Below are 24,984 nucleotides of genomic sequence, written 5' to 3' on the forward strand. Positions count from 1 at the left end.
CTCCTACGGGAGGTCGGTGGAGCGAGCGGCGGAGGCGGTGCGCGCGGTGAACAGATCGGCGATGTCGTCCAGGCCGATCACGACGACGGCCAGCACCGCACCCGCGGCCACGGACACGACCAGCTCGCCACCCGCCGCCCGCACCGGACCGGAGCCGGTGACGATCAGAGCGCCGACGGCGGCCAGCAGCAGTCCGGTGTTCCTGACCAGGTGCAGTACGCCGAGGGGGCGCCCGGTGCGGCCGAAACAGGCGCACCTCACGGGCGGACCGCCGCCCCTTACCGCCCGCACCACGCCCACGGTGAGCGCGGCGAGGACCAGCGAGGCAAGGACCAGCCCGATGACACCGGCCCGCGTGCCGGGCAGCAACAGCAGGCCCGCGGCGACGCCTTCGGCCGTGATGGTGGCGTACGCGAGCGGGCGGCGCATGCCCGCAGTGCCGAGGCCCATATCGGCGAGCGTGGTGAGGAACGCACGGAATCCGGCGGGCCGTGCCTTGCCCACGGCGGATGCGGCGAGGACGACGGCGACCAGAATGTGGCAGGCCGTCAAAAGCCCGGCGGCCATGGCACTCACCCCGCGAGCAGCTGCTGATGCAGCCGGCCCAAGCATGCATCGGGTTCGGTGCCGAGCTCGCGGCGGAAGACGGTCCGCGCCGACTCGAACGCGTCGGTCACCCGCCCTGGTTCCCCGAGGTGGTGATGGGCGTTCAGGACGAGCAGCCAGCTGCGGATGCGCAGCGGCTCCGCGGCGAGCACCTGCCCCGCCGTACGCAGCGCGGAGTGCGGCTGGCCGACGCCGAGCCAGGCATCGGCCAGATCCTCGGTGGCGCGGATGCGCTCGGCGTCCAGGGTGCGCAGCGGGCCGTCGAGCATGCCGTACCGCTCGACACCGGGGGCCGCGTGGTCCGAACTCCACAGCGCCAGCGCGGCGTTGAGCAGTTCGATGGCCCGGGGCGGGTCGTCGGTGACCGCGCTGCGGCCCCGGTCGGCGAGCCGCTCGAACACCAGATGGTCGACGGCGTCCGGCGCGATGCGGAGTTCATAACCGCCCTGGTGGCTGATCAGCGGGGTGGCCATCGGTAACCGTCGGCGCAGGAGATGGGCGTACGAACGCAGGTTCGCGACGGCGGAGCGCGGCGGCTCGCCCGCCCACAGGGCGTCCATCAGGTTCTCCAGGGACACCACGCTCCCCGGCCTGAGCAGCAGCGCTGTGAGGAGGGCGCACGGCTTGATGCCGCGAAGTGGCCCCGGGTGTGCGCCGTCGCTGACCTCGATCGGCCCCAGGATGCGTATCAGCGGTGCCTGCACCTGCGCTCCCCCTCTGTGACGCGTGGTCGGCTTGGGGGCACACCGTATTATCGAAGCGCTTCGAAGAGAACCCTGCTGCAACAACCAGTGGATTGAACCCCTGCTGCTGGATGTTGAGTTGAAAAGACATCTGATCATCGAAGCGCTTGAATCGCCCTTGCCGAGGTTGGCCGACGTCAGTGAGCCCCGTCTCACCTGGGCAGCACCTCTTGGCTATGCAACGAGTTGCATATGAGGATCGAGGTATGGCGCTCGAACACGCGATCCTCGTCTCCCTGCTGGAGAAGCCGGGCTCCGGTTATGAGCTGGCCCGGCGGTTCGAGCGGTCCATCGGGTACTTCTGGACCGCCACGCACCAGCAGATCTACCGCGTTCTCAAGCGCATGGAGAGCGAGGGCCTGCTCGCCGTCCGTGAGCTGTCGCAGCAGAGCCGGCCGGACAAGAAGGAGTACTCCGTCGTGGGCCCCGGCCGCGCCGCCCTCTCTCGGTGGCTGCACGAATCGATCCAACCCGAGAGCATGCGGCACGAACTCGCCGTGAAGATCCGCGGCGCGGCCTTCGACGATCCGTCCGTGCTGATCCGTGAGGTCGAACGGCACCGCCAGGTGCACATCGACCGGCTCGCGCACTATCTGGCCGGGGAGCTGCGCGACTTCACCGGCCCGGCGGCTCCCACCCCGCTCGACGCCGGTCAGGAACTGCAGTATGTCGTGCTGCGCGGCGGCATCGCGTACGAGCGGATGACGATCGCCTGGCTCGACGACGTACTCGCCACCCTCCGCCGGCTCGGCACGTCACCCCCGCACGCCTGACCCGCCGGCCACCGCCGCCCGCACCCCGCGACCTTCAGACCTGCACCTCCACCCTCCACCCTCAACCCTCACCCTCAACCCTCACCCTCAACCCACGGAAGGCGGACCCCCATGGCCGACCCCCTCCTCTTCAACCCCCGTACCTACGACCCGGCGCAGTTCGACCCCGAGACCCGCAGGTTGCTGCGTGCCACCGTCGACTGGTTCGAGGACCGCGGCAAGCGCAGGCTCATCGAGGACTACCGCTCCCGCGCCTGGCTGGCGGACTTCCTCGCCTTCGCGGCCAAGGAGGGGCTGTTCGCCACCTTCCTCACCCCGGCGTCCGCCGCCGGACACGAGGGCCAGCGCTGGGACACGGCCCGGATCGCCGCCCTCAACGAGATCTTCGGGTTCTACGGTCTCGACTACTGGTACGCATGGCAGGTGACCATCCTCGGCCTCGGACCGGTCTGGCAGAGCGACAACGCCGCAGCGCGTACCCGCGCGGCGGAACTCCTCGCCCAGGGTGAGGTGTTCGCCTTCGGTCTCTCCGAGAAGACCCATGGCGCCGACATCTACTCCACCGACATGCTGCTGACGCCGGACGGCGACGGCGGCTTCAGGGCGACGGGCTCCAAGTACTACATCGGCAACGGCAATGCCGCCGGGCTCGTCTCGGTCTTCGGCCGCCGCGCCGACATCGAGGGACCGGACGGCTACGTCTTCTTCGCCGCCGACAGTCGTCACCCGGCCTATCACCTCGTCAAGAACGTCGTGGACTCCTCGAAGTACGTCAGCGAGTTCCGCCTGGAGGACTACCCGGTGGGCCCGGACGACGTCCTGCACACGGGCCGCGCCGCCTTCGACGCCGCCCTCAACACCGTCAACGTCGGCAAGTTCAACCTCTGCACCGCCTCGATCGGCATCTGCGAGCACGCGATGTACGAGGCGGTGACCCACGCGCACAACCGCATCCTGTACGGCCGCCCCGTCACCGCCTTCCCGCACGTGCGCCGCGAGCTGGCCGACGCGTACGTCCGCCTGGTCGGCATGAAGCTGTTCAGCGACCGCGCCGTCGACTACTTCCGCTCCGCCTCGCCGGACGACCGCCGTTACCTGCTCTTCAACCCGATGACGAAGATGAAGGTGACCACCGAGGGCGAGAAGGTCATCGACCTGATGTGGGACGTGATCGCCGCCAAGGGCTTCGAGAAGGACACCTATTTCGCCCAGGCCGCCGTCGAGATCCGGGGGCTGCCCAAGCTCGAAGGCACGGTCCACGTCAACCTCGCGCTGATCCTCAAGTTCATGCGCAACCACCTTCTGCACCCGGCCGAGTTCGCGCCCGTACCGACCCGCCTCGACGCGGCCGACGACACGTTCCTCTTCCAGCAGGGACCGGCCCGTGGCCTCGGTTCCGTACGCTTCCACGACTGGCGCCCCGCCTACGACGCATACGCCGGCGTGCCGAACGTCGCCCGCTTCCGGGAACAGGCCGACGCCCTGTGCGAGTTCGTCGCCACCGCTGCCCCCGACGAGGAGCAGAGCCGCGACCTCGATCTTCTTCTCGCCGTCGGCCAGCTGTTCGCGCTGGTGGTGCACGGCCAGCTGATCCTGGAGCAGGCCCGTCTGACGGACCTGGACGAGGATGTGCTCGACGAGCTGTTCTCCGTCCTCGTCCGCGACTTCTCGGCCTTCGCCGTCGAACTGCACGGCAAGGACTCCGCCACGGTGGATCAGCAGCGCTGGGCGCTCGGTGCCGTCCGGCGACCGGTCGTCGACGCAGCGCGTTCGGGACGCGTCTGGGAGCGTGTGGAGGCACTGTCCGGGGCGTACGAGATGGCGCTGTGACAGTCCGCTCAGGGGGCTCGTCGGCATGTGACGGGCAGGGCCCCCGGGAGCGGTGACGCTCGCACCCTGTCAGGGATTTCCGCTGACCTCGGGCAGGGCCTGTTCGGCCCAGATCACCTTGCCCTGCGGGGTGTACCGGGTGCCCCAGCGCTCAGCCATCTGCGACACCAGGAACAGGCCCCGGCCTCCCTCGTCCGTCGTCGCGGCGTACCGCAGATGCGGTGAGGTGCTGCTGCTGTCGGCCACCTCGCAGATCAGCGTGCGGTCGCGGATCAGCCGTATGTGGATCGGCCCGGTGCTGTAGCGGATGGCGTTGGTGACGAGCTCGCTCAGGATCAGCTCCATGGTGAAGCCGAACTCTGACAGTCCCCAGGTTTCGAGCTTTCGGGACACAGCGTCGCGCATGCCCGAGACGGCGGCCGGGTCCGCCGGCACATCCCAGTCGGCGATGCGGTCGCGCGGCAGTACCCGAGTGCGGGCGACGAGCAGGGCGACGTCGTCCTTGGGTCGATCGGGGAGCAGGCTGTCCAGCACGTCCTGGCAGGTCTCCTCGGGCGGCCGGCCGGAGTGGCCCGTCAGCGTGTCGCGCAGAATCTCCATTCCCACGTCCAGGTCGCGTCTGCGGTCCTCGATCAGTCCGTCGGTGTACAGGACGAGCTGCGTTCCCTCCGCGAGGCACAGCTCCGCGGTCCGGAACGGCATGCCGCCGAGGCCCAGGGGCGGACCGGCCGGCACGTCCGGGAAGGTGACGGTTCCGTCAGGCTGCACCAGCGCCGGCGCCAGATGCCCCGCACGGGCCATGACGTAGTGGCGCGTCACGGGGTCGTAGATCCCGTACAGGCAGGTGGCGCCCACGACGCCCGCCGCGCTCTGTGCCGTCTCGTTCTGGTCGATGCGCCCGACCAGGTCGTCCAGATGGCTCAGCAGCTCGTCGGGTGGCAGATCGAGGGAGGAGAAGTTGTGCACCGCGGTCCGCAGCCGTCCCATCGTGGCGGCGGCGTGCAGGCCGTGGCCGACCACATCGCCGACGGCCAGTGCCACCCGGCTCCCCGGCAGGGGAATCACGTCGAACCAGTCTCCGCCCACGCCCGACTGGGCGGGGAGGTAGCGGTAGGCGATGTCGAGGGCGCTCTGCTCCGGCACGGCCTGTGGCAGCAGGCTGCGCTGGAGGGTGACTGCCAGAGCGTGCTCGCGGGTGTAACGGCGGGCATTGTCGATGCTGATCGCGGCACGGGCCACCAGCTCCTCCGCCAGCGACAGATCCTCTTCGTCGAAGGGCTCATGCGGGTGCGCACGCCAGAAATTGGCCATGCCCAGCACGACGCCACGGGCCTGGATGGGGGCGCTGATGAGGGAGTGGATGCCGTGGTCGATGATCGCCTCGGCGCGCTCGGGGTCCTGCACGCGCCAGCCCGTGGCGGTCGGCAGATCGCTCACCAACTGGGACCGGCCGCTGCCGTAGCCGCGCGCCTGGGGTGTGGAGGGAAGGTAGTCGAAAAGCCGGCCCTGTTCGGAGAGCGGATGGTCGTCCTGAATGCCGCACACGGCGGCGCGTCGCATGTCCGTCGCCGTGAGGGCCGGCTCCTCGCCTTGCAGGACGGCGTCGGCCAGGTCCACGGTGACGAAGTCCGCGAAGCGAGGAATCGGGACCTGCGCCAGTTCTTCGGCAGTGCGCAGCACGTCCAGGGTGGTACCGATGCGGAGTCCGGCGTCGTACAGCAGCCTCAGCCGCTCCCGTGCCACCTCCGCCCTGCCGGTCACCGCCTGCAGCTCGGTGGAGTCGCGCAGTGTCACCACCGTGCCCCCGGAGCCTGACCCGAAGTCCGTGGGCCGTTGGTTGACCGCGAGCAGCCGCTCGCCCGCGAGGTGCACCTCGTCGGTGGCCTCGCGCCCGGAGGCGAGCAGCGCCTTCGTCTCGGGATCGAGGCCCGGCAGCTCCGAGACGAGCCGCCCCTCGGCGTCGGGGGGCAGCTCCAGCAGGCGTCTGGCTTCGTCGTTCGCCAGCATCAGCTGCCCGTCGGCGGCCACGATCAGGACCCCTTCCCGAACGGAGTGGAGCACCGTGTCGTGGTGCTCGTACATCAGGGTCATCTCGTCCGGGGCCAGGCTGTGTGTCTGGCGTCGCAGCCGTTTGCCCACCAGCGCCGTCACACCGGTGGACAGCGCGAGCGCCGCGGCCCCGGCGCCCAGGATGATCGGTAGTTGCCGAGCCAACTGACTTTCGACGTTCTCGACCTTCATCCCGGCCGAGACCAGGGCCACCACCTGGCTGTCGGTGTCCTCGATCGGGACCGTGGCCTGCACCTCGCGACCGAGCGGGCCGTCGACGCTCTCCACGTAGACCTTCCCAGCCAGCGGCGGCCCGATCTCGCCCACGAACCGCTTTCCGATGCGGTCCGGCAGGGGGTGCGTGTACCGGGTGCCCTCGGTGTCCATGACCACGATGAAGTCGACGCCGGCGGCCCGGCGTGCCGCCTCGGTGAGCGGCTGGAGAATCTTGCTCGGATCCGGGGTCCGCAATGCCGCCAGGACACCTGGTGAGTGCGCGTAGGTCTGTGCCACGGCCGTGGAGCGTCGCCTGGCCTCGGCGTTGGAGTCCCGCTCCGACTGCAGGATGAGAGCGAAGACGCCGCAGGCCACGAGGAGCACTACCAGAGCCACCTGGAAAACCAGCACCTGCCCGGCCACGCTCCGCGTGCCCTTGCTGAGGAGGCGCTTGGCTGACAGGTGTCGAAAACGGGCGAAAGGATTCGCCATGCGACCTTTCTAACATCGGTGATCCCGAGTGACCAGGGCTCGGCCGATCCGTGCCCGGCTGACCTCGGGCACACGGGCGGTAGGCGCTGCACGGCTCCGGCCCCTCCGGACGTGGCCGTCCGGCGCGCATTTCTCGTGCGTGGCGCATGATCACGCCATGCCTGATGTCTGATTAGGCCGATATGATGCATTTTGTGATCATGTCTGCACGGCTGTGGCGCCGTCGCCCCGCCTACAGCGGCCGATGGGAAGCTGCCCGGCTGTCACCCCTCGTCCTGACCGCCCTCATCGCCGGCCTTGCGTTCTCCACGCCCAGGGAGATCGCCTTCAGCCGCCTCCTGCCCGCCGCACCCGCCCTCGCCGCCGCGATGTGGCCCGTGCTCCCCACGATCCTGTTGGGGGCGTTCTGCCTGCTGCTCATGATCGTCCTCAGCTTCTTCCACACCGATCTGGGGACGCAGTACACGGCGGCCGCGATCGTCGCGGTCACCCTGGCGGCCGCATACGGGAGTCATGTCCGACTGCAGCGTGAGGAAATGCTCTTCCAGATCCGGCTCGTCGCCGACGCGGCCCAGAAAGTGCTGCTGCGCCCGCTGCCACGCCGCATCGGGGGCGTCGAGATCGAGTCGCTGTACCTGGCGGCCCAAGAGCAGGCCCGGATCGGCGGCGACTTCTATGAGGCGATCGGTACACCGCACGGGGTCCGGCTGCTCATCGGCGACGTACGGGGCAAGGGCCTGTCCGCAGTGGGGGCGGCCTCGGCTGTGATCAGTTGCTTCAGAGAGGCCGCCTACGACGAGCCCGACCTGCAGGGCGTCATCCACCGCCTCGAAACCGCCGTCACGCGTCACAGCACTGTGTTTCCGGCCCCGGACCAGCCCGAGCACTTCGCCACTGCTCTCCTCGCCGAGATCCCGCACGACGGCGGCTGCGTACGACTTCTCAACTGCGGACATCCTCCGCCGCTGATCGCGCATCATGGAAAGGTCCGGGTCCTGGTCCCGACCATCGCCTCCCCGCCTCTCAACCTCGCAGCGCTCATCGGCGACCGTTACTGGGTCGACGTCGTCGCCTTCGCCCCGGGGGACCAGCTGCTGCTCTACACGGACGGCGTATCGGAGGCCCGGGACCACGCGGGCGAGTTCTTCCCGCTGCCGGACTGGATGCGGCGGCAGGGCCTGGAGCAACCCCGTGAGCTGCTCGACCAGCTGCACCTGGCTCTGCTGCAGCACAGCGGCGGAAGGCTCGACGACGACATCGCGGCCCTCGCGCTGAGGTCCTCCGACGCGCAGGATCGGGGAAACCTCGGCATCAAGGGCTGAGTCTTCGTGCCGCATGCCGGATGTCCGACCCCGTCAAGCCAGCCCGTGCTGCTTCGCGTACGCGTTCGCCACGTCCTCCGGGTCCTTCTTGTCCTTGTCCACCTGCCGGTTGAGCTCGGTGAGCTGGGCCGTGGTGAGGACGTTGCCGAGGCGTGCCAGGGCCTTGCGGACCGTGGAGTCGGCCTTGCGGTCGGCGATGAGCGGGACGACGTGCTGGCCGGGGATGAGGTTCTTCGGGTCCGTCAGCACCACCCAGTCGTTGGCCTGGATGTCGGTGTCCGTGGTGAAGAGGTTCGCCACGTCCACGTCGCCCTTCTTCAGGGCGCCCTTGACCAGGGGACCGGAAGAGTCGAGGGACTTGAACTCCTTGAACTCCACCCCGTAGACGTCCTTGAGGCCGACCACACCCACCTGGCGCTTCTTCACCTCCGGCGCCGCGCCGATGACCAGCCTGCCGTTCTGCTTCTTCAGGTCGGCCAGAGAGGTCAGGCCGTACTTCCTCGCCGTCTCCCGCGTGACCACGAAGGCGTCCGAGTCCTCCGCCATGCCGTACGGCAGCACCTGGAGTCCGGCGGGGAGCGCGACGGCGAGGGCGTTCTGCATCTCGCCCTCCTCGGTCTCCGTCGCCTTGGGGTCGAGGTAGTGCAGGAGGGCGCCCTGGTACTCGGGCAGGAGGTCGATGTCACCGCCCTTGATCGCGGGGATGAGGATCTCGCGGGTGCCGAGGTTGGGGCGGACGTTCGTCTTCACGCCTGCTGCCGAGAGCACAGCCGCGTACAGGTACCCCAGTACCTGGTTCTCCGTGAAGTTGGCGGTGCCGATGGTGACTCCGCCCTTGCTGGAGCCGCCGCCGGAGGTGGTGCCCCCCTGGTTGTCGAGGGAGGTGATGCCGCTCGCGCAGGCGGAGAGGGCGGGGACGGAGGCCGCTGCGAAGAGGCCGCCGAGGAGAGTGCGTCGGTTCATCGAGGGGTCCCTAGGCAGTGCGGTGTCGGAAGAGGAAGCGCTGGAGGGTGCTCAGCAGCAGATCGAGTACGACGGCCACGACGGCGACCAGCACCGCGCCGCCGAGCACCTGCACGAGGTCGCGCTGGGCCAGGCCGTCGAAGACGTAACGGCCGAGGCCGCCGAAGGAGACGTACGCGGCGATCGTGGCCGTGGCGACGACCTGGATGAGTGCCAGGCGCAGGCCCGTCATGATCAGAGGCAGGGCGAGCGGCAACTCGACCTGGAACAGGACCTGGTGGCCGCGCATGCCCTGCCCGCGCGCCGCGTCCTTCACGTCCGGGTCGACGGCGGTCATCCCGGCGTAGGTGTTGGTGACGATCGCCGGGACCGCCAGGGCGACCAGGGCGACGTAGACCGGGAGCATGGACAGTCCGCCGGCCAGGAAGACCAGGACGACCAGGCCGACGGTGGGGAGCGCGCGGCCGAACGACGACAGGTTGATCGCGATGAACGCGCCCTTGCCGGTGTGGCCGATCAGCAGGCCCAGCGGGAGGCCGATGGCGGCCGCGATGAGCGTGGCGAGGAGGGAGTACTGGAGGTGCTCGGCGAGGCGGTGGGTGATGCCGTCCGAGCCGGACCACTGGGCGCCGCTGGTCAGCCAGCCGCCGAGGTTCTCGAAGAGTTCGTACATGTCAGGCTCGCCGCCTCCGCCACGGGGTCAGGACGTACTGGACGGCGACCAGGGCCGCGTCCGCGACCACGGCCAGGAGGATCGTGAGGACCACTCCCGCGATCACCGGCGTCGGGAAGTTGCGCTGGAAGCCGTCGGTGAAGAGCTGGCCGAGGCCGCCGTCGCCGATGTAGGTCGCGACCGAGACGAGGGAGATCGACATGACCGTCGCGATGCGGACGCCCGCCATGATCACGGGGAGCGCCAGCGGGAACTCGACCGTGAGGAGCGTGCGCAGGGGGCGCGTGCCCATCGCCTTCGCCGCCTCCTTCGTCTTCGCGGGGACCGAGTCGAGGCCCTCCACGGTGTTCCGGAGCAGCACGACCAGCGTGTAGACGGTCAGGCCGATCACGGTGGTGGTGCGGGTGAGGCCGCTGACCGGCAGCAGGAGCACGAAGATCGCGATCGACGGGATGGTGAACAGGACGTTCGAGAGGCCGAGGAGGAAGCCGCGCAGGGGGCGGATCCGGTGGGCGACCACTGCCAGGGGGAGCGAGATCAGGACGCCGAAGAGGACGGCGGACAGGGCGGCCTGGAGGTGGGAGACCGTGAGGGTGGTGAGGTCGTCGGTGTGGTCGCCGATCCACGACCAGTCGATCGTCATGCGGCCACCCGGGCTTCCGTGTGGGCCTGCCCCGCATACTGGTGGATCTCGTCACGGGACGAGACACCGGTGAGGACGCCGTCGGCGTCGACGCGGGCGATCAGGCCGGTGGGGGAGGCGAGGGACTCGTTGAGGGCCGACAGTAGGGAGTCGTCGTCCCTGAGCGGTCGTACGGGGAGTTCGGCATCGCCCGAGGCCCAGTGCAGGGGCTTGTGCGCCGCGTCGAGTACGAGGGCCCAGGGACCGCCCTCCGGGGCCGGGCCCTGCGGGACGGCCGCCAGGGTCTTCAACGAGAGGAGTTTCAGGCCGCGCTCGGCGCCGAGGAAGTCGGCCACGAAGTCGTCGGCGGGGCGGGCCAGGAGCTCGGTGGGTGAAGCGCACTGGACCAGGTGGCCACCGGTACGGAAGATCGCGATCCGGTCGCCCAGCCGTACGGCCTCGTCGATGTCGTGGGTGACGAAGACGATGGTCTTGCTCAACTCCTCCTGAAGTCGCAGCAGTTCGTCCTGGAGCTGGGCCCGCACGACCGGGTCGACCGCGCCGAACGGCTCGTCCATGAGGAGCACCGGCGGGTCGGCGGCGAGCGCGCGGGCCACGCCGACGCGCTGTTGCTGGCCGCCGGAGAGCTGGTGCGGGTAGCGCTTGCCGGCCTCGGCCGACAGGCCCACGGTCTCCAGCAGCTCCGCCGCGCGAGACCGGGCCTTCCTGCGGCCGTGGCCCAGGAGCAGCGGCACGGTGGCGATGTTGTCGAGCACCGTGCGGTGCGGGAAGAGGCCGGCCTGCTGGATGACGTATCCGATGGAGCGGCGCAGTTCGGCCGCGTCCTGCCGGGTGACGTCCTTGCCGCCGACGCGGATGGTGCCGGAGGTCGGCTCGACCATCCGGTTGATCATGCGCAGGGTGGTCGTCTTGCCGCAACCGGAAGATCCGACGAGGACGGTCACGCCGCCTTCCGGCATGTCGAGGGTGAGGTCGTGCACTGCTGTCGTGCCGTTGGGGAAGCGCTTGTGGACCGCGTCGAACTGGATCATGAGATGTCCCTTGCCCGGCTGTATAACGTCATGCAGAGTTCTCGGTACGTGAATAGGTTGTCAACGGTTTGGCGTTAATCCGACGTAACGGCTGACCGCCAGGCAAGATCGAATGTCCACCTTGAGGGGAGTTTGGACGTGATGTCGTCTCAGATCGTGGACGCGGCGGGTGCTGTGTCTTCCAGGCAAACCGGCCCAGTGGTCCTCGACGGGATCGGACTCCGGGTCGAGGACGTCGTACGCCTCGCCGACGGGACGGCGCGTCCGGAACCCGGGACCGACGCGATGAAGCGGGTGGCGGAGTCCTGGGACGCCGCCCGGCAGATCGCCGCGACAGGACGCGTCTACGGCCGCTCCACCGGTGTCGGCGCCAACCGGAACGAGGACGTGCCCACCGAGGCGGCCGCCGAGCACGGCCTCCGGCTGCTGCGCAGCCATGCCGGCGCCATCGGGGAGGAGCTGCCCGCCCGCCAGGTGCGCGCGATGCTCGCCGTCCGCGCCAACCAGCTGCTGGCCGGGGGTGCGGGGCTGCGGCCGACCGTGGTCGCGCGCCTGGTGGCGCTCAAGAACGTCTACGACCCGGCCAACTTGTTCCGCCTCAACCAGAACATCCGCCCCGGCCACCCGGTCGCCGTCGGCTGACTGTGCGTCACCCCGTACAACTCGGGGACCACACACCACACTTGTCTCATTCCCAGGGTGGAGGGGAGGTACCCCCCGGCGAGGGATCCGCACGCGCGCACGGTTCCTGAAAGATCCTTCCTGTCCGAACACGCGACCGGAAGGATCGAATCGTGCGCAGACGACGTCTCGCGCCCCTGTTGGCCGTGAGTGTCACGGCGACGCTGGCTCCCGCACTCGCCACCTCGACGGCCGCCGCCGCTCCCGCCGCCACCCCGTCGACCACTTCCTTATCCGCTGCCGAGGGCGGCGCGCTGGACCCGTACGTGAAGCAGAAGCCCCGGTGGAAGCGGTGCGAAGCCGATTCCCCGGCACAGTTCCAGTGCGCCACGATCAAGGTCCCGCTGGACTACCGGGTCCCCGCGGGCAAGCGGATCGAGCTGGCCATATCAAGGATCAAGAGCACCTCGCCCGGCAAGCGGCACGGTGTCCTGTTCTCCAACCCCGGCGGCCCGGGAGGAGGGGGGCTCTACATGCCGCTCGACCTGAAGGAGGTGCTCCCCAAGTCCGCGCAGCGGAAGTACGACCTGATCGGCTTCGACCCGCGCGGTGTGGGACGGAGCAGCCCCGTCTCCTGCGATCTGAAGCCGGAAGAGGAGAACTGGCTGCGGCCGTACAAGAAGGAGACGTTCACCAAGGACGTCGCCTGGGCGCGCGAGGTCGCGAACAAGTGCAGGGAGAAGTCGGGCGACACGCTCGTGCACATCACCACGCGCAACACCGTGCGTGACATGGACCTGATCCGGGCGATCCTCGGCGAGAAGAAGATCTCGTACCTCGGCTACTCGTACGGCACCTACCTGGGCGCCGTCTACACCCAGCTCTTCCCGGGCCGGGCCGACCGGTTCGTGCTGGACAGCGCGGTCGATCCGGCGCGCGCCTGGCGGGGGATGATCCAGTGGTGGGCGGAGGGCGCCGAGCCCGCGTTCGACCGGTGGACCGAGTGGGCCGCCCGGCGTTCCGGGAAGTACGGCCTCGGCGACACCCCGAAGAAGGTCGACCGGACGTTCTGGGACCTGGTCGCGCGGGCCGACAAGAAGCCCATCGAGATAGAGGGGCAGCCGACCACCGGCGACGATATCCGCAACGGTTTCCGCGGGGCCGTCTTCACCCCGGAGTACGCCAGCGAGTTGGTCGTGGAACTGAAGAAGGCCGCGGCCGGTCGGCCCGCCTCCGCGAAGAAGCTCGCGGAGTTCACCGGGTCCGGGCGGACCGGGGCGACAGGTGCCGCCGGTGCCGTCGAGGTGCCGGCCGACAACATGACAGCGAGCTTCTGGGCCGTGGTCTGCGGTGACAACTCGGCGCCGTGGTCCCGCGATCCCGAGAGCTACCGGCGGGACGCCATCGAGGACAAGGGCCGTTACCCGCTCTTCGGTGACTTCGCGTCCAGCATCAAGCCCTGTGCGTTCTGGGACAAGTCCGTGGAACGGGCGACCAAGGTGAACAACAAGGTCCGCTCCCTGGTCGTCCAGAACGAATGGGACTCGCAGACCCCGCTGCCCAGCGGTCAGGCCTTGCACGCCGACCTGAAGGGTTCGAGGATGGTCACCGTCCTCGGCGGCGAGGGACATGGCGTCTACCCGAGCGGCAACGCGTGCACGGACGGCACGGTCACGACGTACCTGCTCACCGGCAAGCTCCCGGCGAAGGACGTGACCTGCGAGGCGACGGCCGACTCGAACGCGGAGGCACGGAAGAACCAGAAGCGGGACGTGCTCCCCGGCTCTCCGCTCCCGGAGCGCGCCCCGGACCGCTTCTGAACCCGGGCGCACGGCCCATAGCGACACGGCCCATCGCCGCATGACTCCTTGAAGGCCGGGCGGGACCTCTTGGTGGGGTCCCGCCTGCCTGTGCGAATATCTATGCAGGGCTGATTCGCCAGGAGAGGAGTCCCGTGGCGATCGTCGGCGAGGAACTGCGGATGATGACGCACGTGGCCCGGCTGTACCACCTGCAGGGCATACGGCAGCCGGAGATCGCGGCGCGCCTGGATCTGTCGCAGGCGAAGGTCTCGCGCCTGCTGAAGAAGGCGCAGGACCGGGGCATCGTGCGGATCACCGTGACGCCGCCGTCGGGTACGCACCCGGACCTGGAGGACGGTCTCCAGGAGCGGTACGGCCTGAAACTCGCGCTGGTCGTCGACACCGCCCCGGACAACGAGCGCACGATGCTCGGCGATCTCGGCGCGGCCGCCGCCTACTACCTCCAGACGACGTTGCGCTCGAGCGACACCGTGGGCATCTCCTCGTGGAGCGCCACCCTGCTCGCCACGGTGCAGGCGATGCAGCCGGTTCCCGGACTGAAAGGCGTGCGCATCGTGCAGGCGGTGGGCGGCATCGGTGATCCCGCCGCGGCGGGCCACGCCTCGCGCATGGCGGGGCAGTTGGCGCAGTTGGTGAATGGTGAGGCCGTCCATCTGCAGGCCCCCGGTGTGGCCGGGGCGGCCGAGAGCGCGCAGGCGTTTGCGCGCGGATCCGTTCGTGTCGGCGGCTCTGGGCGAACTGGGCGACCTGGACGTGGCGCTGGTGGGCATCGGCGAGATCACCCCCTCCAGCACGCTCGCCCGCAGCGGCAACGCCTTGACGGACGAGGAACGCGCCGAGTTGGAGAAGCGGGGCGCGGTGGGCGATGTGTGTCTGCGGTTCTACGACGCCGAGGGCCGGCCGGTCGAGTCCGAGCTGGACTCCCGCGTCGTCGGCATCACCCGTGAGCAGCTCGCCGCCGCCCGCCGGAAGATCGGGGTGGCGGGCGGCAGCCGTAAGCACAAGGCGATCCGGTCGGCCGTGGCGGGCGGCCTGGTGGACGTGCTGGTGACCGACCAGGAGACGGCGGCGGCCCTGATGGCCTGACCTTCGCGCACGTGTCGGCAGCGGTCCCGGACGCCTGCCGGGCGCCGCTCACCAGCAGACGTAGCCGCCGTCGACGATCAGGTCGGAGCCGGTGACGAAGGACGCGGCGTCGGAGGCGAGGAAGACCGCGGGGCCCACCATCTCCTCGACGCGTCCAGGCAGTCGCGCGAGATGTCTCCCGCCCACGCGAAGGACGCCGAGCGGGAGGCCGGGCGCATCCGGCCGGTGCTCGAGCACCTGTGGGAGCAGCGGAAGTGGGACGCGCAGGTGGTGCACAGCAGGCTGGACCTCCCGTAGGGGGTTCCCGCGCGGGCCGTCCCCTGGAGGACGAGGAGACGGCCCGCGTCGCCCTCAGAGCACCTCGGCCCGCCCCGTGGTGTCGTCGAGGAACCCGCCCGACTGGTGCTGCCACAGCTTCGCGTAGGCGCCGTCGGTCGCGAGCAACTCCTGGTGCGTGCCCTGCTCGACGATCCGGCCACGGTCGAGGACGACCAGCTGGTCCATGGAGGCGACCGTGCTCAGCCGGTGCGCCACCACCAGCGCGGTCCGCCCGTCCATGAGCCGCCACAGCGCCTCCTGCACGAGGAGTTCGCTCTCCGAGTCCAGGGCGCTGGTCGCCTCGTCGAGCAGCAGGATCGGCGCGTCGCGCAGGATCGCCCGGGCGAGAGCGACGCGTTGGCGCTGACCGCCGGACAATTTGATGCCGCGCTCGCCCACCAGGGTGTCGAAGCCGTCCGGCAGCGCGTCGGCGAACTCCGTGACATGGGCCGCCTCGGCCGCGCGGCGGATCTCGGCCTCGGTGGCGTCGGGCCGGGCGAACGCGATGTTGTCCCGCAGGGTGCGGTGGAACATCGCCGGGTCCTGCGGCACGTACGCGATCTGGCTGCGCAGGTCGGCCTGGCGCAGCCGGCTGATGTCCTGACCGCCCACGAGGATGCGGCCGCCGTCGATGTCCGTCATCCGCAGCAACAGCCGTGTGAGGGAGGTCTTGCCGCCGCCGGACCGGCCGACCAGGCCGACCCTCGCCCCGCTCGGCACGTCCAGGTCGAGACCCTCGAACAGCGGCCTGCCGCCACGGTGGGCGAAGGTCACCTTCTCGAAGCGGATGCCGGCGGACCGGGGCCGCAGCGGCTCCGGCGACGGCGGATCGAGCACGGTGGGAGGCGTCAGGAGCAGCTCGGTGAACTGCGCGGCCTCCGTCATCGAGTTCTCCAGCCGGCGGTAGATCTGGTTGAACTCGAACATGATCCGGGTCGCGTTGCTGTAGTAGGTGAAGGCGACCACGATCGCCTCCACGCCGTTGCCGCCCCCGGCGAGCGTGACCGCGAGCAGCAGCCCCATCGCGTTGGTCAGCACCGACATCGGCGCGACCAGCGTGTCGATGCGGAGGTTGCCGTAGTCCCACGACCGCAGCGTGAGCCGGCGTGACGCGGCGACCCGGGAGCGGTGTTCGGCGGCCTCGCGCCCCTCCGCGGCGAACGCCCGCACCGTGTCCATGTTCATCAGACTGTCGGCGACGTGGCCCGACACCCGGGCGATCGCCTCCTCACGCAGGTCGACCAGCGCTTGGCGGCGCCGGATCAGAGGCGCGACCAGCACCCCGGTCAGCGCGATCATCACCAGCAGCCCGACCACGAGGAGGGGTTCGTAGCGCCACAGCACCACCGCCCCGAACGCCAGCGGCACGAAGCTGCCCACGATCTGGAACGTCAGCGTGTCCACGAACTGCTCGAAACGCGAGGCGAAGCTCAGGACGCGCTTGGTCAGCGAACCGGCGAAGTTGTCGTGGAAGAACGCGGCGTCCTTGGCGAACAGCTCGTCCATCCCGATCACGTACAGGTGCTCGATGCCGAGGGCGTCGAGGCGGTTGAGACAGTGCACGGCGACGCGCCACAGTGCCTCCGCGAACAGCAGGACCCCGACGAAGCCGAGGACGTACGGCAGTGCCGAGTCGACCGTGAGGTCCCTGTCGTCGGCGATGCCGCCGACGAGCTTGGCGACGATCAGCGGCGCGATGTAGTTGATTCCGATGTTGCCCAGCGCCATGAGCAGCATCGCGGGTGCCGTCAGCCGGCGGAGCCGGGACAACTCCCGTCCGTAGTAACGAAGTGCGAGAAGTACCGAGCGTTTGCCCGGCTGAACCCTGCGCGATCCAGGCGTATCCATCCCACCCCTGTGTCGTTCTGTGGCCGCCCGCCACGCGCATGTGCGGGCAGGGGCCATCGCCGCAACGGATGTGTGGAGATTCGGGTCGAGTCCGGAAGTCTGCCGCGACGGCGACCGCGGCGTCCAAGCGTTTTCCGGCCGGGCGGTGGTGCGCAGGGAGCGCCAAGAGGCACGGTCGGCGGACTCGGGGCGGTCGGGGCGGTGGCGCGGGGCCGGCCGGGCGGTTCAGGACCTGTCTGCGCGGGGGTGCCGGTGACGCGGGGGTGTCGGTAACGCCACCCCCGCATCGGGTGTCGGTAACGCCACCCCCGCATCGGGTGTCCAGGCCCAGGGACGGGCCGTGCCGGGGGCGGCAGCATGTGTGGCGTCGGCAACCGGCCGACGACCGATCCGCCACCGGACATCGGGGTACCCCCATGAACGAGATCTTCGCCAGGCGCCTGACGGGCCTCGCCGGCATCGCCGCCGCGGCCGCCCTCATCGTCGAAGTACCGCTCTACTTCATCTACTCCGGGCCGCCGCCGGACGCGAACGTCCTCACCAGGCTGCTGCTCGGGATCTTCTCGCTGGCGTTCCTGATCGTGTTCGTGACGGCCTTCCGCGAACTGGTCAAGCGGGCGAACCCGGCCTACGAGTGGGTGGGTTCCATGGCGTTCGCCGTCGGGCTGGTCTACGTGGCGGTCACCCTGGTCTCCAGCGGGCTGGAGGCCGGCGCGGTCATCGCCGCCGACCGTGCGATCGATCCGACCATCGCGGTCAGCGGCACCTACGTCCTCTACGGCTCGATCGGCAAGGTGCTGATGGCGCTGTTCCTGACCGTGGTGGGCTTCGGCATCTCCCGTACGAACCTGCTGCCGCGCTGGACCGGCCGCTCCGCCTACGTCCTGGCCGGGGTCAATCTGGCCTTCGTGCCGTCGCTGTTCTTCGGCAACGACCCGGCGGACTTCTACGCGGCGAACGGCTGGGGCACCACCGCGTCGCTGGGCGCGATCCTCAGCTACTGGCTGCTCGCGCTGGGCGTCACGACGTACCGCAGCGCCACCACGAGGGCCGCTCTCCCCGCTCAGCCCAGGTAGACCGGCACCTTCGAGGCCAGATCGCCCAGTGCCTCCCGCTCCGCCTCGGTCGGCGCCCGCCGTCCCGTGCCCACCAGCAGCGCGTCCGCGTCGGAGAATGACGGGGGGAACGCGCTCCCGACGATCTGCTCCAGCATCTCGCGGGACCGGGTGAGCCCCTCAGCGGGCGGCTGCGCGGCGTGGGGGAGGTGGGCGATCAGATCGAGATGGTGCAGCGTCCACTCCATGACGTACGTGGAGAGGTAGTCGCCCACGGTGAGAACCTCGTCGCGGGTGCCGACCCTGAGACCGGGGTCGGCGAGCTCCGCCGCGCGGCCCGCGGCGGAGCCGACGTCGTCCAGGTGGAGCGTGAGCAGATGCGGTTCCCCGTACGCGGCCGCCAGCCGGACGGTCAGCGCGTCGAGCGGGTCGTCTCCGGTCGGCGGCGTGTCGGAGACCTCCCAGTAGGTCAGCGCGTCACGGGTCGGTTCCCCGTCGGCGGGGGTGGCGAGGGTGATCAGGACGTCCTGCGCGTCGATGACCAGATGGCACACCAGGTCCCGCACCAGCCAGCCGGCACAGCCGGACGGCCGGGCGAAGTCCTCGTCGGACAGACCGGCGACCGCCGCGCGCAGCGCCGTCCAGGAGCGTGAGAAGAGATCCACACCGGCAACGTAGGCCGCGCCGCGCGGGCGGACAAGCGTATTGCGGACGGCGGGACCGCCCCGTGCGGCGGCGCCGTGGAGCCCAGATGTTGACGCCGACCCGGCCGTCGGGCCACGGTGAGTGATGTGGTAAGTGCGGTGCATCACCGAAGCCTGAGATCCGAGGATGGTGGGCATGGCCGTCATGGGGAGGTCCGGATCGCCGGCCGCGACGGACGAGGCCGTGGAACGCCTCGTCTCGCCGGTCGACTCGCACACCGAGTGGGATCCGCTGGAGGAGATCATCGTCGGGCGTCTCGAGGGCGCGACGATCCCTTCGGACCACCCGGTGGTGAGCTGCAACGTGCCGCCCTGGGCCGGGCGGCTGCAGGGACTCGCCGCCGGCCTCCGGTATCCGCGCGTGCTCGTCGAGGAAGCCCAGCAGGAGATCGACGGGTTCATCGCCCTGCTGGAGTCCCTCGGCGTCACGGTCAGGCGGCCGGACGTCGTCGACCACCGGCGCCGCTTCGCCACCCCTGACTGGTCCTCCCGGGGCTTTTGCAACACCTGCCCGCGGGACAGCATGCTCGTGATCGGCGACGAGATCATCGAAACGCCGATGGCCTGGCCCTGCCGGTACTTCGAGACCCACTCCTACCGCCCGCTCCTCAAGGACTACTTCCGCCGCGGCGCGCGCTGGACGGCGGCACCCAAGCCGCAGCTCACGGACGAACTGTTCGATCCGGACTTCCAGGTCCCGAAGGACGGCGAGCCCATGCGGTACATCCTCACCGAGTTCGAGCCTGTCTTCGACGCGGCGGACTTCGTCCGGGCCGGGCGGGACCTGTTCGTCACGCGCAGCAACGTCACCAACCGGATGGGCATCGACTGGCTGCGCCGCCATCTCGGGCCGGGGTACCGCATCCACGAGATCGAGAGCCGCTGCCGCACGCCCATGCACATCGACACGACGTTCGTCCTGCTCGCGCCCGGAAAGGTGCTGGTCAACCCCGAGTACATCGACGTCGACCGGCTGCCCGGCATCCTGAGCTCCTGGGACGTCCTGGTCGCCCCCGAGCCCGACCCGATCGACGAGACGCTGCTCAAGGTCACGTCGATGTGCGGCAAGTGGCTCAGCATGAACGTGCTCATGATCGACGAACGGCGGGTGATCGCGGAGCGGCACCACACCGGCATGCTGCGCGCCCTGGAGAAGTGGGGCTTCGAGCCGATCCCGTGCGACCTGCTGCACTACGCGCCGTTCGGCGGCTCGTTCCACTGCGCGACGCTCGACATCCGGCGCCGCGGTTCACTCGAGTCCTACTTCGACTGACCGAAGACTCCGGGCGCGCCTCAGACTCCGGGCCCCCTCAGACCCCAGGCGCGCCCAGCCGCCCGGCTGCGAGGGCGGCGAGCTCCGCGGGCGTTCGCGGCCCCGGCTCCGTGTCCGTCAGCCACCCCTGCGCGCGGAGGAGTTCCGCCGCGGCGGCTCCCCAGGGCAGTCGCAGGCCCGCCTCCCGGAGGAGATCCGGGCGGGCCAGTGCCACGGGAGCGGGCCCCGTGCGGACTCCGGACGGGGTGAGGAGCGCCGCGTCGTCGGCCCAGCGCAGCGCGAGGTCGACGTCGTGGGTGGCCATCACCACCGTGGTGCCTGCCCCACGGAGACCGTCGAGCGTGGTGAGGAGCCGTTCCTGGCCGTCGGGGTCGAGCCCGGCCGTCGGCTCGTCGAGGACGAGGACACGGGGCCGCATGGCGACCGCGCCCGCGATGGCGGTGCGCTTGCGCTGCCCGTAGGAGAGCAGATGGGTGGGCCGGTCGGCCAGGGCCGTGATGTCCAGGGCGGCGAGCGCCTCCGCCACCCGCGCCCGCACCTGCGCGTCGTCCAGGCCCAGGTTCAGCGGCCCGAACGACACGTCCTGCTCGACGGACGCCGCGAAGAGCTGGTCGTCCGGATCCTGCACCACCAGCTGGACGGTCGTCCGCAGCCGGGTCAGGCCCTTGCGGTCGTACGTCACCGGCTGCCCGTCGACCGTCAGCCGGCCCTCACGAGGCCGCAGTCCGCCGCTGAGGAGCCGCATCAGCGTGGTCTTGCCGCTGCCGTTGCGACCGAGCAGCGCGAGTGCGCGCCCCTCGCGGATCTCGAAGTCGAGGCCGCTGAGCACGGCCGGGCCGTCCTCGTAGGCGAAGGACGCGCCCCGCAGGGCGACGAGGGCGGGCTCGCTCATGTCAGCGGCCTTTCCAGTACGAAGGTGAGGACGGCCAGCGCCGCGAGGAGCACGCAACTGGCCGTCGTGAAGCGGACGGAGACACGGGCCTCCGGCACCAGGACCCGCAGGGTGCCGTCGTAGCCGCGCCCGGCGAGACCGGCCTGGAGGCGGACCGCCCGGTCGAAGGCCCGGACGAACGCGGTGGCGCCGAGACCGCCCAGGGACCGCCAGGCCGCGGCCCGCGTGGTGTGCCCGAGCCGGGCGGCCTGCGCGTCACGGACCCGGCGCACGGAGTCCAGCAGCAGGAAGCTCATCCGGTACGTCACGAGCGCCACGTCGACGACCGGCGCGGGCACCCCGGCCCGGACCAGCCGCGGCAGCAGGTCGGACATGGGCGTGGTGAACGCGAACAGCAGCACCCCCAGGGACGCCGCCGAGGTGCGCAGCAGCAACTCCCCGGCCCGGACCGGCCCGTCACCGGCGAGGGAGACGAAACCGTTCGGCCCGCCGACCTGCACGAGGAGCGTCAGCGCGCCGGTCACGCAGAAGCCCAGCGGCACCCGGTAGGCCCGCCACAGCCGGATCCAGGGCACGCCCGCCGGACCCAGCAGCACCACCAGGGCGGTCAGCAGCACCAGAGCCGCGCCCGGCCAGGGCGGCAGCGAGATCGCCAGGAGGGTCAGCCCCAGCCCGAGCACGGCCTTGTCCACGGGATGGCGGCGGCGCCAGCGACTGCTGTGCGCCGCCGCGTCGATCGGCAGCACGCGGCTCAGGCCCCTTCGGCCGTGGACTCCTCGGCGGTACCGTCCGCCGGGTTCCCGGAGTCCCGCTCCCGCTCCAGCGCCCGCAGCTCACCCTGCCGTCTGCCCCGGCGCAGTCCGAAGTAGTAGGCGAGGAAACCGGAGCCGAGGGCCGCCTGGAGGGAGAACAGCGCCGACTCGATCTCACCGGACGGCGGTTCGTACAGGGGCGAGAACCAGGGCTCGTAGTCCGGCTCGATCTCGGTGATCGCCGTCTCCGCCTCGCCGTCGGCGCCCGTGAACGGCTCCTTCTTGTGGTCGCCGAGGCCGAGGGCGAGCGGCAGCACGGCGAGCGCGGCCACGGCGAGCAGCAGCAGGAGGTTGATCTTGGTGTTCTTGCTCATCGGGCCACCTCCTGGGTCTCGTTCCGGGACTGCTTGTCGGCGAGGAGCACACCCAGCCGGGTCAGTTCGCCCTTGCTGGACTGCACCAGCAGCCGCATCACGAGCACCGTCAGCAGTCCCTCGCTCACCGCGAGCGGGATCTGGGTGACGGCGAAGATGGAGCCGAACTTGCCGAGCGCGCCCAGGAACCCGCTGCCCGGGTCGGGGAACGCGAGCGCCAGCTGCACGCTGGTGACGCAGTAGGTGGACAGGTCGGCTACGAACGCGGCGCAGAACACGGCGACCATCAGCGGCACGTCGTAGCGCCGCAGTAGCCGGTACACCGCGTAGCCCGCCCAGGGGCCGGCGATCGCCATGGAGAAGACGTTGGCGCCGAGCGTGGTCAGACCGCCGTGCGCGAGCAGCAGCGCTTGGAAGAGCAGGGTGATGGTGCCCAGCACGGCCATGGCGGGCGGCCGGAACAGGATGGCCCCCAGGCCCGTGCCCGTGGGGTGGGAGCAACTGCCGGTGACGGACGGCAGTTTCAGCGCGGACAGGACGAACGTGAAGGCGCCGGAGGCGCCGAGGAGCAGAGTGCTCTCGGGGTGCTCGCGCACCTCACGGGTGAGCGACCGGACTCCGTGGAGGACGAACGGCGCGGACGCGACGCCCCAGGCGACGGCGTGCGCCGGAGGAAGGAAACCCTCGGCAATGTGCATGGCTCAGCAGACCCTCTCCAGCACCTCGTGGATGGTTGACGCGCCTTGGCCGGTCTCCTGGCTCACGGGTCCCACCGCCCGTACTCCGCCTTCCCGGGTTCGTGAGAACCCAGTGGCTGCCCGCGAGGGCTGGAGCCGGACTTCCCGATCACAGTGGCGAGGGCCGCACCGGCATCACACCGGATTTCCCGTTCACCAAGGCGTGGTGACAGTAATGCCGAGATAAGGGCCATGACAAGCCAGCCGAGGGGGCGCGCGAGGGGGCGCGTGAAGGGGCGACCGCTCGCACACCGGCGCGGGAGGGCTCAGTCGTCACCCTCGTCGCCCTCGTCCTCCCCGTCCTCCCCGGACCGCGGAGGCTGTTCCCGCCGGGACTTGTCCGCCTTCTCAGGCGGGCCGCTGCTCACTTCCGGAGTCGGGCTGGTGGGGCCGGGCGTCGGTTCGGCGAGGGTCGGGGTGCCGGGGGCCGTGGGGGAGGGGGTGACATCGGCCACTGTGCCGGCGGCCGGAGTCGTGGCGGCCGCCGGTGCGGAGGCCAGCGGGTCGGCGGAGTCGGCGGAGTCGCCGGGCGAGGGGGCGGCCGGGCTGCTCGCGGACGGGGACGCCTCGGGTTCCGTGCCCTCCGTCGCGGTGTCGTCGGGCGAGAACATCTGCATGCCGGCGAGCATCGCGGCGAGGAAGACGGCCGCCGCGGCCACCACCGCGGCCGTTCTCCGGTGGTTGCCGAGATTGTTGCGGGGCGCGGCGCGACGGGAACGCCCGCCCGGGGCGGTCCGGGACCCCGTGGGCAGCGCGTGCCCGGCCGGGGCGCCGGTGTCGGCCGCCGCGTACGGTCCCGGCCCGGACGACGGCCCCGCTGACGCCGCGTACGGCCCGCTCCCGGAGGCCGGCCCCGGGGATGCCGCGTACGGCCCGCTCCCGGAGGCCGGCCCCGGCGACACCGCCTCCGGCAGCGGCTCGGGCAGCCCCCGCCAGGCGCCCCCGGCGAACCACTCGGCGGCCTGCTGCGCCGTGGGCCGGTCCTCGGGCTGCTTGGCGAGCAGGGCGAGGAGGTAGCTCTCGAAGGCCGGCGGCAGACCGGCGACACCGAGTTCCCGGGGCGGTACGGGGGCGTTGTCGAGATGCTGGTGCAGCAGCGCGACGGCCGTGTCGGCCTGGAACGGCGGGCGGCCGCTGAGGAGCTGGTAGAGCACGCACCCCAGGGAGTACATGTCGGAGGCGGGACCCGCGGGCCGGCCCAGGGCCCGTTCGGGCGCGAGGTAGAGGCCGGTGCCGACGATCTGGCCGGTGGCGGTGAGCGCGGCGCCCGGGTCGTCGAGGAAACGCGCGATGCCGAAGTCGCCGATTTTCAGCGTGCCGCCCGCGTCCAGCAGGAGGTTGGCGGGTTTGACGTCCCGGTGCACGATGCCCTGCTGGTGCGCGGCGGCGAGTCCGGCGGCGGCCTGCGCGCCGAGTCGGGCCACCTGCTCGGCGGGGAGCGCGCCGGAGGCGGACAGCACCCGGGCGAGGCTGTCGCCCTCGACCAGCTCCATCACCAGGTACAGCCGGTTGTCGTACTCGCCGAAGTCCAGGACCCCGACCACGTTGGGGTGGTTGAGACGCCCGGCCGTCTGCGCCTCCAGACGGAACCGGGAGGCCGCCGTGGCATCGGTGTCCTGAGGCAGCAGCAGCTTGACGGCCACCGCTCTGGCGAGCGTCTCGTCGTACGCACGCCAGACCTCTCCCATTCCGCCGCGCCCGATCTCAACGTCCAGCCGGTAGCGGCCCGCTAGCAGCACTCGTTCTCGTCCTATGCTCGTGGGAAGGTCCTCGCCGCAGGCCGCAACTCCCCGCGTCGGAGCGGGGGTTGGTTGGGGGGTGCCGCAGCCGCCCCAGGATACTGGCGCCGAATGACCACCGTTCCCCTGTGCGGTGTCGTGGACGGTACGTTTCCGGAAATCGGGGAGCGGCTCAGTGCCTTGCCGGGGTGATGGCGGGCGCGCGTGGTTGCCGAGGCCGTCCCCGGTGCCTGGGGACGCCGGGCCGGGCTGCCGCTGTGCCGTCCCTCTCTTCCCTCGCTTCTCTGCGCCTGCGCGTGCCGTCGGGCCGCCGCCGCGCCCGCCTCTTGCGTCTGCGGGTGTGGTCGGTCTGCCGTGTGCCGGGCCCGTGCGTCTTTGCATGCCGTCGTCGGGCCGCAGCGCGCCGGCCTCCTGCGCCTGT

The 24,984-nt window shown here is 70.7% G+C and carries 24 protein-coding genes, 1 pseudogene and 1 riboswitch; of the genes and pseudogenes, 10 read left to right on the forward strand and 15 right to left on the reverse strand.

Translation table 11 applies throughout. The features are described 5' to 3' along the window. Positions 1 to 3: 3 nt before the first annotated feature. Positions 4 to 567, reverse strand: a complete 564-nt coding sequence (locus tag ABZ192_RS19490) for a MauE/DoxX family redox-associated membrane protein (protein ID WP_356925689.1) — start codon at positions 565 to 567, stop codon at positions 4 to 6. 5 nt (positions 568 to 572) lie between these two features. Further along, a complete protein-coding gene (locus ABZ192_RS19495; protein ID WP_356925690.1) occupies positions 573 to 1,310 on the reverse strand; it encodes a BTAD domain-containing putative transcriptional regulator in 738 nt (245 codons plus the stop codon). A gap of 245 nt (positions 1,311 to 1,555) precedes the next feature. Between ABZ192_RS19495 and ABZ192_RS19500 the strand changes: the two genes are divergently transcribed. Together ABZ192_RS19500 and ABZ192_RS19505 are read left to right on the forward strand one after the other, a co-directional pair. Further along, positions 1,556 to 2,122 (forward strand): PadR family transcriptional regulator, encoded by a 567-nt coding sequence (locus tag ABZ192_RS19500; protein WP_356925691.1) that lies wholly within the window; start codon positions 1,556 to 1,558, stop codon positions 2,120 to 2,122. 111 nt (positions 2,123 to 2,233) lie between these two features. Then, complete coding sequence (locus ABZ192_RS19505) at positions 2,234 to 3,952, forward strand: acyl-CoA dehydrogenase family protein (protein ID WP_356925692.1); 1,719 nt, start codon at positions 2,234 to 2,236, stop codon at positions 3,950 to 3,952. Between the two features lie 69 nt (positions 3,953 to 4,021). On the opposite strand, the gene ABZ192_RS19510 is transcribed toward ABZ192_RS19505, so the two are convergent. Beyond that, positions 4,022 to 6,709 (reverse strand): SpoIIE family protein phosphatase, encoded by a 2,688-nt coding sequence (locus ABZ192_RS19510; protein ID WP_356925693.1) that lies wholly within the window; start codon positions 6,707 to 6,709, stop codon positions 4,022 to 4,024. Between the two features lie 200 nt (positions 6,710 to 6,909). Between ABZ192_RS19510 and ABZ192_RS19515 the strand changes: the two genes are divergently transcribed. Beyond that, positions 6,910 to 8,031, forward strand: a complete 1,122-nt coding sequence (locus ABZ192_RS19515; RefSeq protein WP_356925792.1) for a PP2C family protein-serine/threonine phosphatase — start codon at positions 6,910 to 6,912, stop codon at positions 8,029 to 8,031. 33 nt (positions 8,032 to 8,064) lie between these two features. Here ABZ192_RS19515 and ABZ192_RS19520 read toward each other — a convergent pair whose 3' ends face one another. Genes ABZ192_RS19520 through ABZ192_RS19535 form a run of 4 tightly spaced genes read right to left on the reverse strand, consistent with a single transcriptional unit; the run spans position 8,065 to position 11,341 of the window. After that, positions 8,065 to 8,994 carry an ABC transporter substrate-binding protein gene (locus tag ABZ192_RS19520; protein ID WP_356925694.1) on the reverse strand — a complete coding sequence of 310 codons (930 nt, stop codon included), beginning with the start codon at positions 8,992 to 8,994 and terminating at the stop codon, positions 8,065 to 8,067. Positions 8,995 to 9,004: 10 nt separating this feature from the next. Further along, positions 9,005 to 9,667, reverse strand: a complete 663-nt coding sequence (locus ABZ192_RS19525) for an ABC transporter permease (RefSeq protein WP_356925695.1) — start codon at positions 9,665 to 9,667, stop codon at positions 9,005 to 9,007. 1 nt (position 9,668) lies between these two features. Beyond that, positions 9,669 to 10,310, reverse strand: a complete 642-nt coding sequence (locus ABZ192_RS19530) for an ABC transporter permease (protein WP_356925696.1) — start codon at positions 10,308 to 10,310, stop codon at positions 9,669 to 9,671. Beyond that, a complete protein-coding gene (locus ABZ192_RS19535) occupies positions 10,307 to 11,341 on the reverse strand; it encodes an ATP-binding cassette domain-containing protein (RefSeq protein WP_356925697.1) in 1,035 nt (344 codons plus the stop codon). The genes ABZ192_RS19530 and ABZ192_RS19535 overlap by 4 nt, the downstream gene beginning before the upstream one ends. A 141-nt stretch (positions 11,342 to 11,482) precedes the next feature. Between ABZ192_RS19535 and ABZ192_RS19540 the strand changes: the two genes are divergently transcribed. The 4 genes and pseudogenes from ABZ192_RS19540 to ABZ192_RS19555 all read left to right on the forward strand — a co-directional run bounded on the left by ABZ192_RS19540 (position 11,483) and on the right by ABZ192_RS19555 (position 14,871). Further along, positions 11,483 to 11,983 carry an aromatic amino acid lyase gene (locus ABZ192_RS19540; RefSeq protein ID WP_356925698.1) on the forward strand — a complete coding sequence of 167 codons (501 nt, stop codon included), beginning with the start codon at positions 11,483 to 11,485 and terminating at the stop codon, positions 11,981 to 11,983. 152 nt (positions 11,984 to 12,135) lie between these two features. Further along, the gene (locus ABZ192_RS19545; RefSeq protein WP_356925699.1) at positions 12,136 to 13,782 is read left to right on the forward strand and encodes an alpha/beta hydrolase; all 1,647 of its coding nucleotides are present in this window, start codon (positions 12,136 to 12,138) and stop codon (positions 13,780 to 13,782) included. 164 nt (positions 13,783 to 13,946) lie between these two features. Continuing rightward, a pseudogene (locus ABZ192_RS19550) lies at positions 13,947 to 14,450 on the forward strand (sugar-binding domain-containing protein); the annotation flags it as partial. Further along, a complete protein-coding gene (locus ABZ192_RS19555; RefSeq protein WP_356925700.1) occupies positions 14,422 to 14,871 on the forward strand; it encodes a sugar-binding domain-containing protein in 450 nt (149 codons plus the stop codon). The pseudogene ABZ192_RS19550 and the gene ABZ192_RS19555, both read left to right, overlap by 29 nt. 48 nt (positions 14,872 to 14,919) lie before the next feature. Here ABZ192_RS19555 and ABZ192_RS19560 read toward each other — a convergent pair whose 3' ends face one another. Next, the gene (locus tag ABZ192_RS19560; RefSeq protein ID WP_356925701.1) at positions 14,920 to 15,012 is read right to left on the reverse strand and encodes an SDR family oxidoreductase; all 93 of its coding nucleotides are present in this window, start codon (positions 15,010 to 15,012) and stop codon (positions 14,920 to 14,922) included. A 30-nt stretch (positions 15,013 to 15,042) separates the two neighbouring features. Here ABZ192_RS19560 and ABZ192_RS19565 point away from each other — a divergent pair, with 30 nt between their 5' ends. Then, positions 15,043 to 15,168, forward strand: a complete 126-nt coding sequence (locus ABZ192_RS19565; RefSeq protein WP_356925702.1) for a hypothetical protein — start codon at positions 15,043 to 15,045, stop codon at positions 15,166 to 15,168. 54 nt (positions 15,169 to 15,222) lie between these two features. Here the strand turns inward: ABZ192_RS19565 and ABZ192_RS19570 are convergent, their stop codons facing one another. Continuing rightward, entirely contained in the window at positions 15,223 to 17,037 is a 1,815-nt protein-coding gene (locus ABZ192_RS19570; RefSeq protein WP_356925703.1) for an ABC transporter ATP-binding protein, read from the reverse strand. Between the two features lie 416 nt (positions 17,038 to 17,453). On the opposite strand from ABZ192_RS19570, the gene ABZ192_RS19575 reads away from it, so the two are divergent. Beyond that, positions 17,454 to 18,113: a hypothetical protein gene (locus tag ABZ192_RS19575; protein WP_356925704.1), complete on the forward strand. Its 660-nt coding sequence runs from the start codon at positions 17,454 to 17,456 to the stop codon at positions 18,111 to 18,113. Here ABZ192_RS19575 and ABZ192_RS19580 read toward each other — a convergent pair. Beyond that, positions 18,101 to 18,757, reverse strand: a complete 657-nt coding sequence (locus ABZ192_RS19580) for a maleylpyruvate isomerase N-terminal domain-containing protein (RefSeq protein WP_356925705.1) — start codon at positions 18,755 to 18,757, stop codon at positions 18,101 to 18,103. The two genes, ABZ192_RS19575 and ABZ192_RS19580, sit on opposite strands and share 13 nt — an antisense overlap. Before the next feature lie 184 nt (positions 18,758 to 18,941). Here ABZ192_RS19580 and ABZ192_RS19585 point away from each other — a divergent pair, with 184 nt between their 5' ends. Further along, entirely contained in the window at positions 18,942 to 20,069 is a 1,128-nt protein-coding gene (locus tag ABZ192_RS19585) for an amidinotransferase (protein ID WP_356925793.1), read from the forward strand. A gap of 37 nt (positions 20,070 to 20,106) precedes the next feature. On the opposite strand, the gene ABZ192_RS19590 is transcribed toward ABZ192_RS19585, so the two are convergent. From ABZ192_RS19590 to ABZ192_RS19610, 5 genes are all read right to left on the reverse strand, one after another. Continuing rightward, positions 20,107 to 20,961, reverse strand: a complete 855-nt coding sequence (locus ABZ192_RS19590) for an ATP-binding cassette domain-containing protein (RefSeq protein ID WP_356925706.1) — start codon at positions 20,959 to 20,961, stop codon at positions 20,107 to 20,109. Continuing rightward, entirely contained in the window at positions 20,958 to 21,707 is a 750-nt protein-coding gene (cbiQ, locus tag ABZ192_RS19595; RefSeq protein WP_356925707.1) for a cobalt ECF transporter T component CbiQ, read from the reverse strand. The genes ABZ192_RS19590 and cbiQ overlap by 4 nt, the downstream gene beginning before the upstream one ends. A gap of 5 nt (positions 21,708 to 21,712) precedes the next feature. Next, a complete protein-coding gene (locus tag ABZ192_RS19600; protein ID WP_356925708.1) occupies positions 21,713 to 22,087 on the reverse strand; it encodes an energy-coupling factor ABC transporter substrate-binding protein in 375 nt (124 codons plus the stop codon). Then, positions 22,084 to 22,785 carry an energy-coupling factor ABC transporter permease gene (locus tag ABZ192_RS19605; protein ID WP_356925709.1) on the reverse strand — a complete coding sequence of 234 codons (702 nt, stop codon included), beginning with the start codon at positions 22,783 to 22,785 and terminating at the stop codon, positions 22,084 to 22,086. Before ABZ192_RS19605 ends, ABZ192_RS19600 begins: the two co-directional genes overlap by 4 nt. Positions 22,786 to 22,814: 29 nt before the next feature. After that, positions 22,815 to 23,022, reverse strand: a riboswitch (cobalamin riboswitch). Between the two features lie 68 nt (positions 23,023 to 23,090). Continuing rightward, positions 23,091 to 24,563, reverse strand: coding sequence for a protein kinase (locus tag ABZ192_RS19610; RefSeq protein ID WP_356925710.1), 1,473 nt, complete (start codon positions 24,561 to 24,563; stop codon positions 23,091 to 23,093). Positions 24,564 to 24,984 lie beyond the last annotated feature (421 nt).

This window comes from Streptomyces sp. NPDC006235 (genome assembly GCF_040613735.1).
Taxonomy (GTDB): Bacteria; Actinomycetota; Actinomycetes; order Streptomycetales; family Streptomycetaceae; genus Streptomyces.

What these genes read in the sequence shown, in the direction of transcription:
- ABZ192_RS19490 (WP_356925689.1), bottom strand. Translation starts at nt 567, where the DNA reads ATGGCCGCCGGGCTTTTGACGGCCTGCCACATTCTGGTCGCCGTCGTC.
- ABZ192_RS19500 (WP_356925691.1), top strand. Translation starts at nt 1,556, where the DNA reads ATGGCGCTCGAACACGCGATCCTCGTCTCCCTGCTGGAGAAGCCGGGC.
- ABZ192_RS19505 (WP_356925692.1), top strand. Translation starts at nt 2,234, where the DNA reads ATGGCCGACCCCCTCCTCTTCAACCCCCGTACCTACGACCCGGCGCAG.
- ABZ192_RS19510 (WP_356925693.1), bottom strand. Translation starts at nt 6,709, where the DNA reads ATGGCGAATCCTTTCGCCCGTTTTCGACACCTGTCAGCCAAGCGCCTC.
- ABZ192_RS19515 (WP_356925792.1), top strand. Translation starts at nt 6,910, where the DNA reads ATGTCTGCACGGCTGTGGCGCCGTCGCCCCGCCTACAGCGGCCGATGG.
- ABZ192_RS19520 (WP_356925694.1), bottom strand. Translation starts at nt 8,994, where the DNA reads ATGAACCGACGCACTCTCCTCGGCGGCCTCTTCGCAGCGGCCTCCGTC.
- ABZ192_RS19525 (WP_356925695.1), bottom strand. Translation starts at nt 9,667, where the DNA reads ATGTACGAACTCTTCGAGAACCTCGGCGGCTGGCTGACCAGCGGCGCC.
- ABZ192_RS19530 (WP_356925696.1), bottom strand. Translation starts at nt 10,310, where the DNA reads ATGACGATCGACTGGTCGTGGATCGGCGACCACACCGACGACCTCACC.
- ABZ192_RS19535 (WP_356925697.1), bottom strand. Translation starts at nt 11,341, where the DNA reads ATGATCCAGTTCGACGCGGTCCACAAGCGCTTCCCCAACGGCACGACA.
- ABZ192_RS19540 (WP_356925698.1), top strand. Translation starts at nt 11,483, where the DNA reads ATGTCGTCTCAGATCGTGGACGCGGCGGGTGCTGTGTCTTCCAGGCAA.
- ABZ192_RS19555 (WP_356925700.1), top strand. Translation starts at nt 14,422, where the DNA reads ATGGTGAGGCCGTCCATCTGCAGGCCCCCGGTGTGGCCGGGGCGGCCG.
- ABZ192_RS19560 (WP_356925701.1), bottom strand. Translation starts at nt 15,012, where the DNA reads ATGGTGGGCCCCGCGGTCTTCCTCGCCTCCGACGCCGCGTCCTTCGTC.
- ABZ192_RS19565 (WP_356925702.1), top strand. Translation starts at nt 15,043, where the DNA reads ATGTCTCCCGCCCACGCGAAGGACGCCGAGCGGGAGGCCGGGCGCATC.
- ABZ192_RS19570 (WP_356925703.1), bottom strand. Translation starts at nt 17,037, where the DNA reads ATGGATACGCCTGGATCGCGCAGGGTTCAGCCGGGCAAACGCTCGGTA.
- ABZ192_RS19575 (WP_356925704.1), top strand. Translation starts at nt 17,454, where the DNA reads ATGAACGAGATCTTCGCCAGGCGCCTGACGGGCCTCGCCGGCATCGCC.
- ABZ192_RS19585 (WP_356925793.1), top strand. Translation starts at nt 18,942, where the DNA reads ATGGGGAGGTCCGGATCGCCGGCCGCGACGGACGAGGCCGTGGAACGC.
- ABZ192_RS19590 (WP_356925706.1), bottom strand. Translation starts at nt 20,961, where the DNA reads ATGAGCGAGCCCGCCCTCGTCGCCCTGCGGGGCGCGTCCTTCGCCTAC.
- ABZ192_RS19600 (WP_356925708.1), bottom strand. Translation starts at nt 22,087, where the DNA reads ATGAGCAAGAACACCAAGATCAACCTCCTGCTGCTGCTCGCCGTGGCC.
- ABZ192_RS19605 (WP_356925709.1), bottom strand. Translation starts at nt 22,785, where the DNA reads ATGCACATTGCCGAGGGTTTCCTTCCTCCGGCGCACGCCGTCGCCTGG.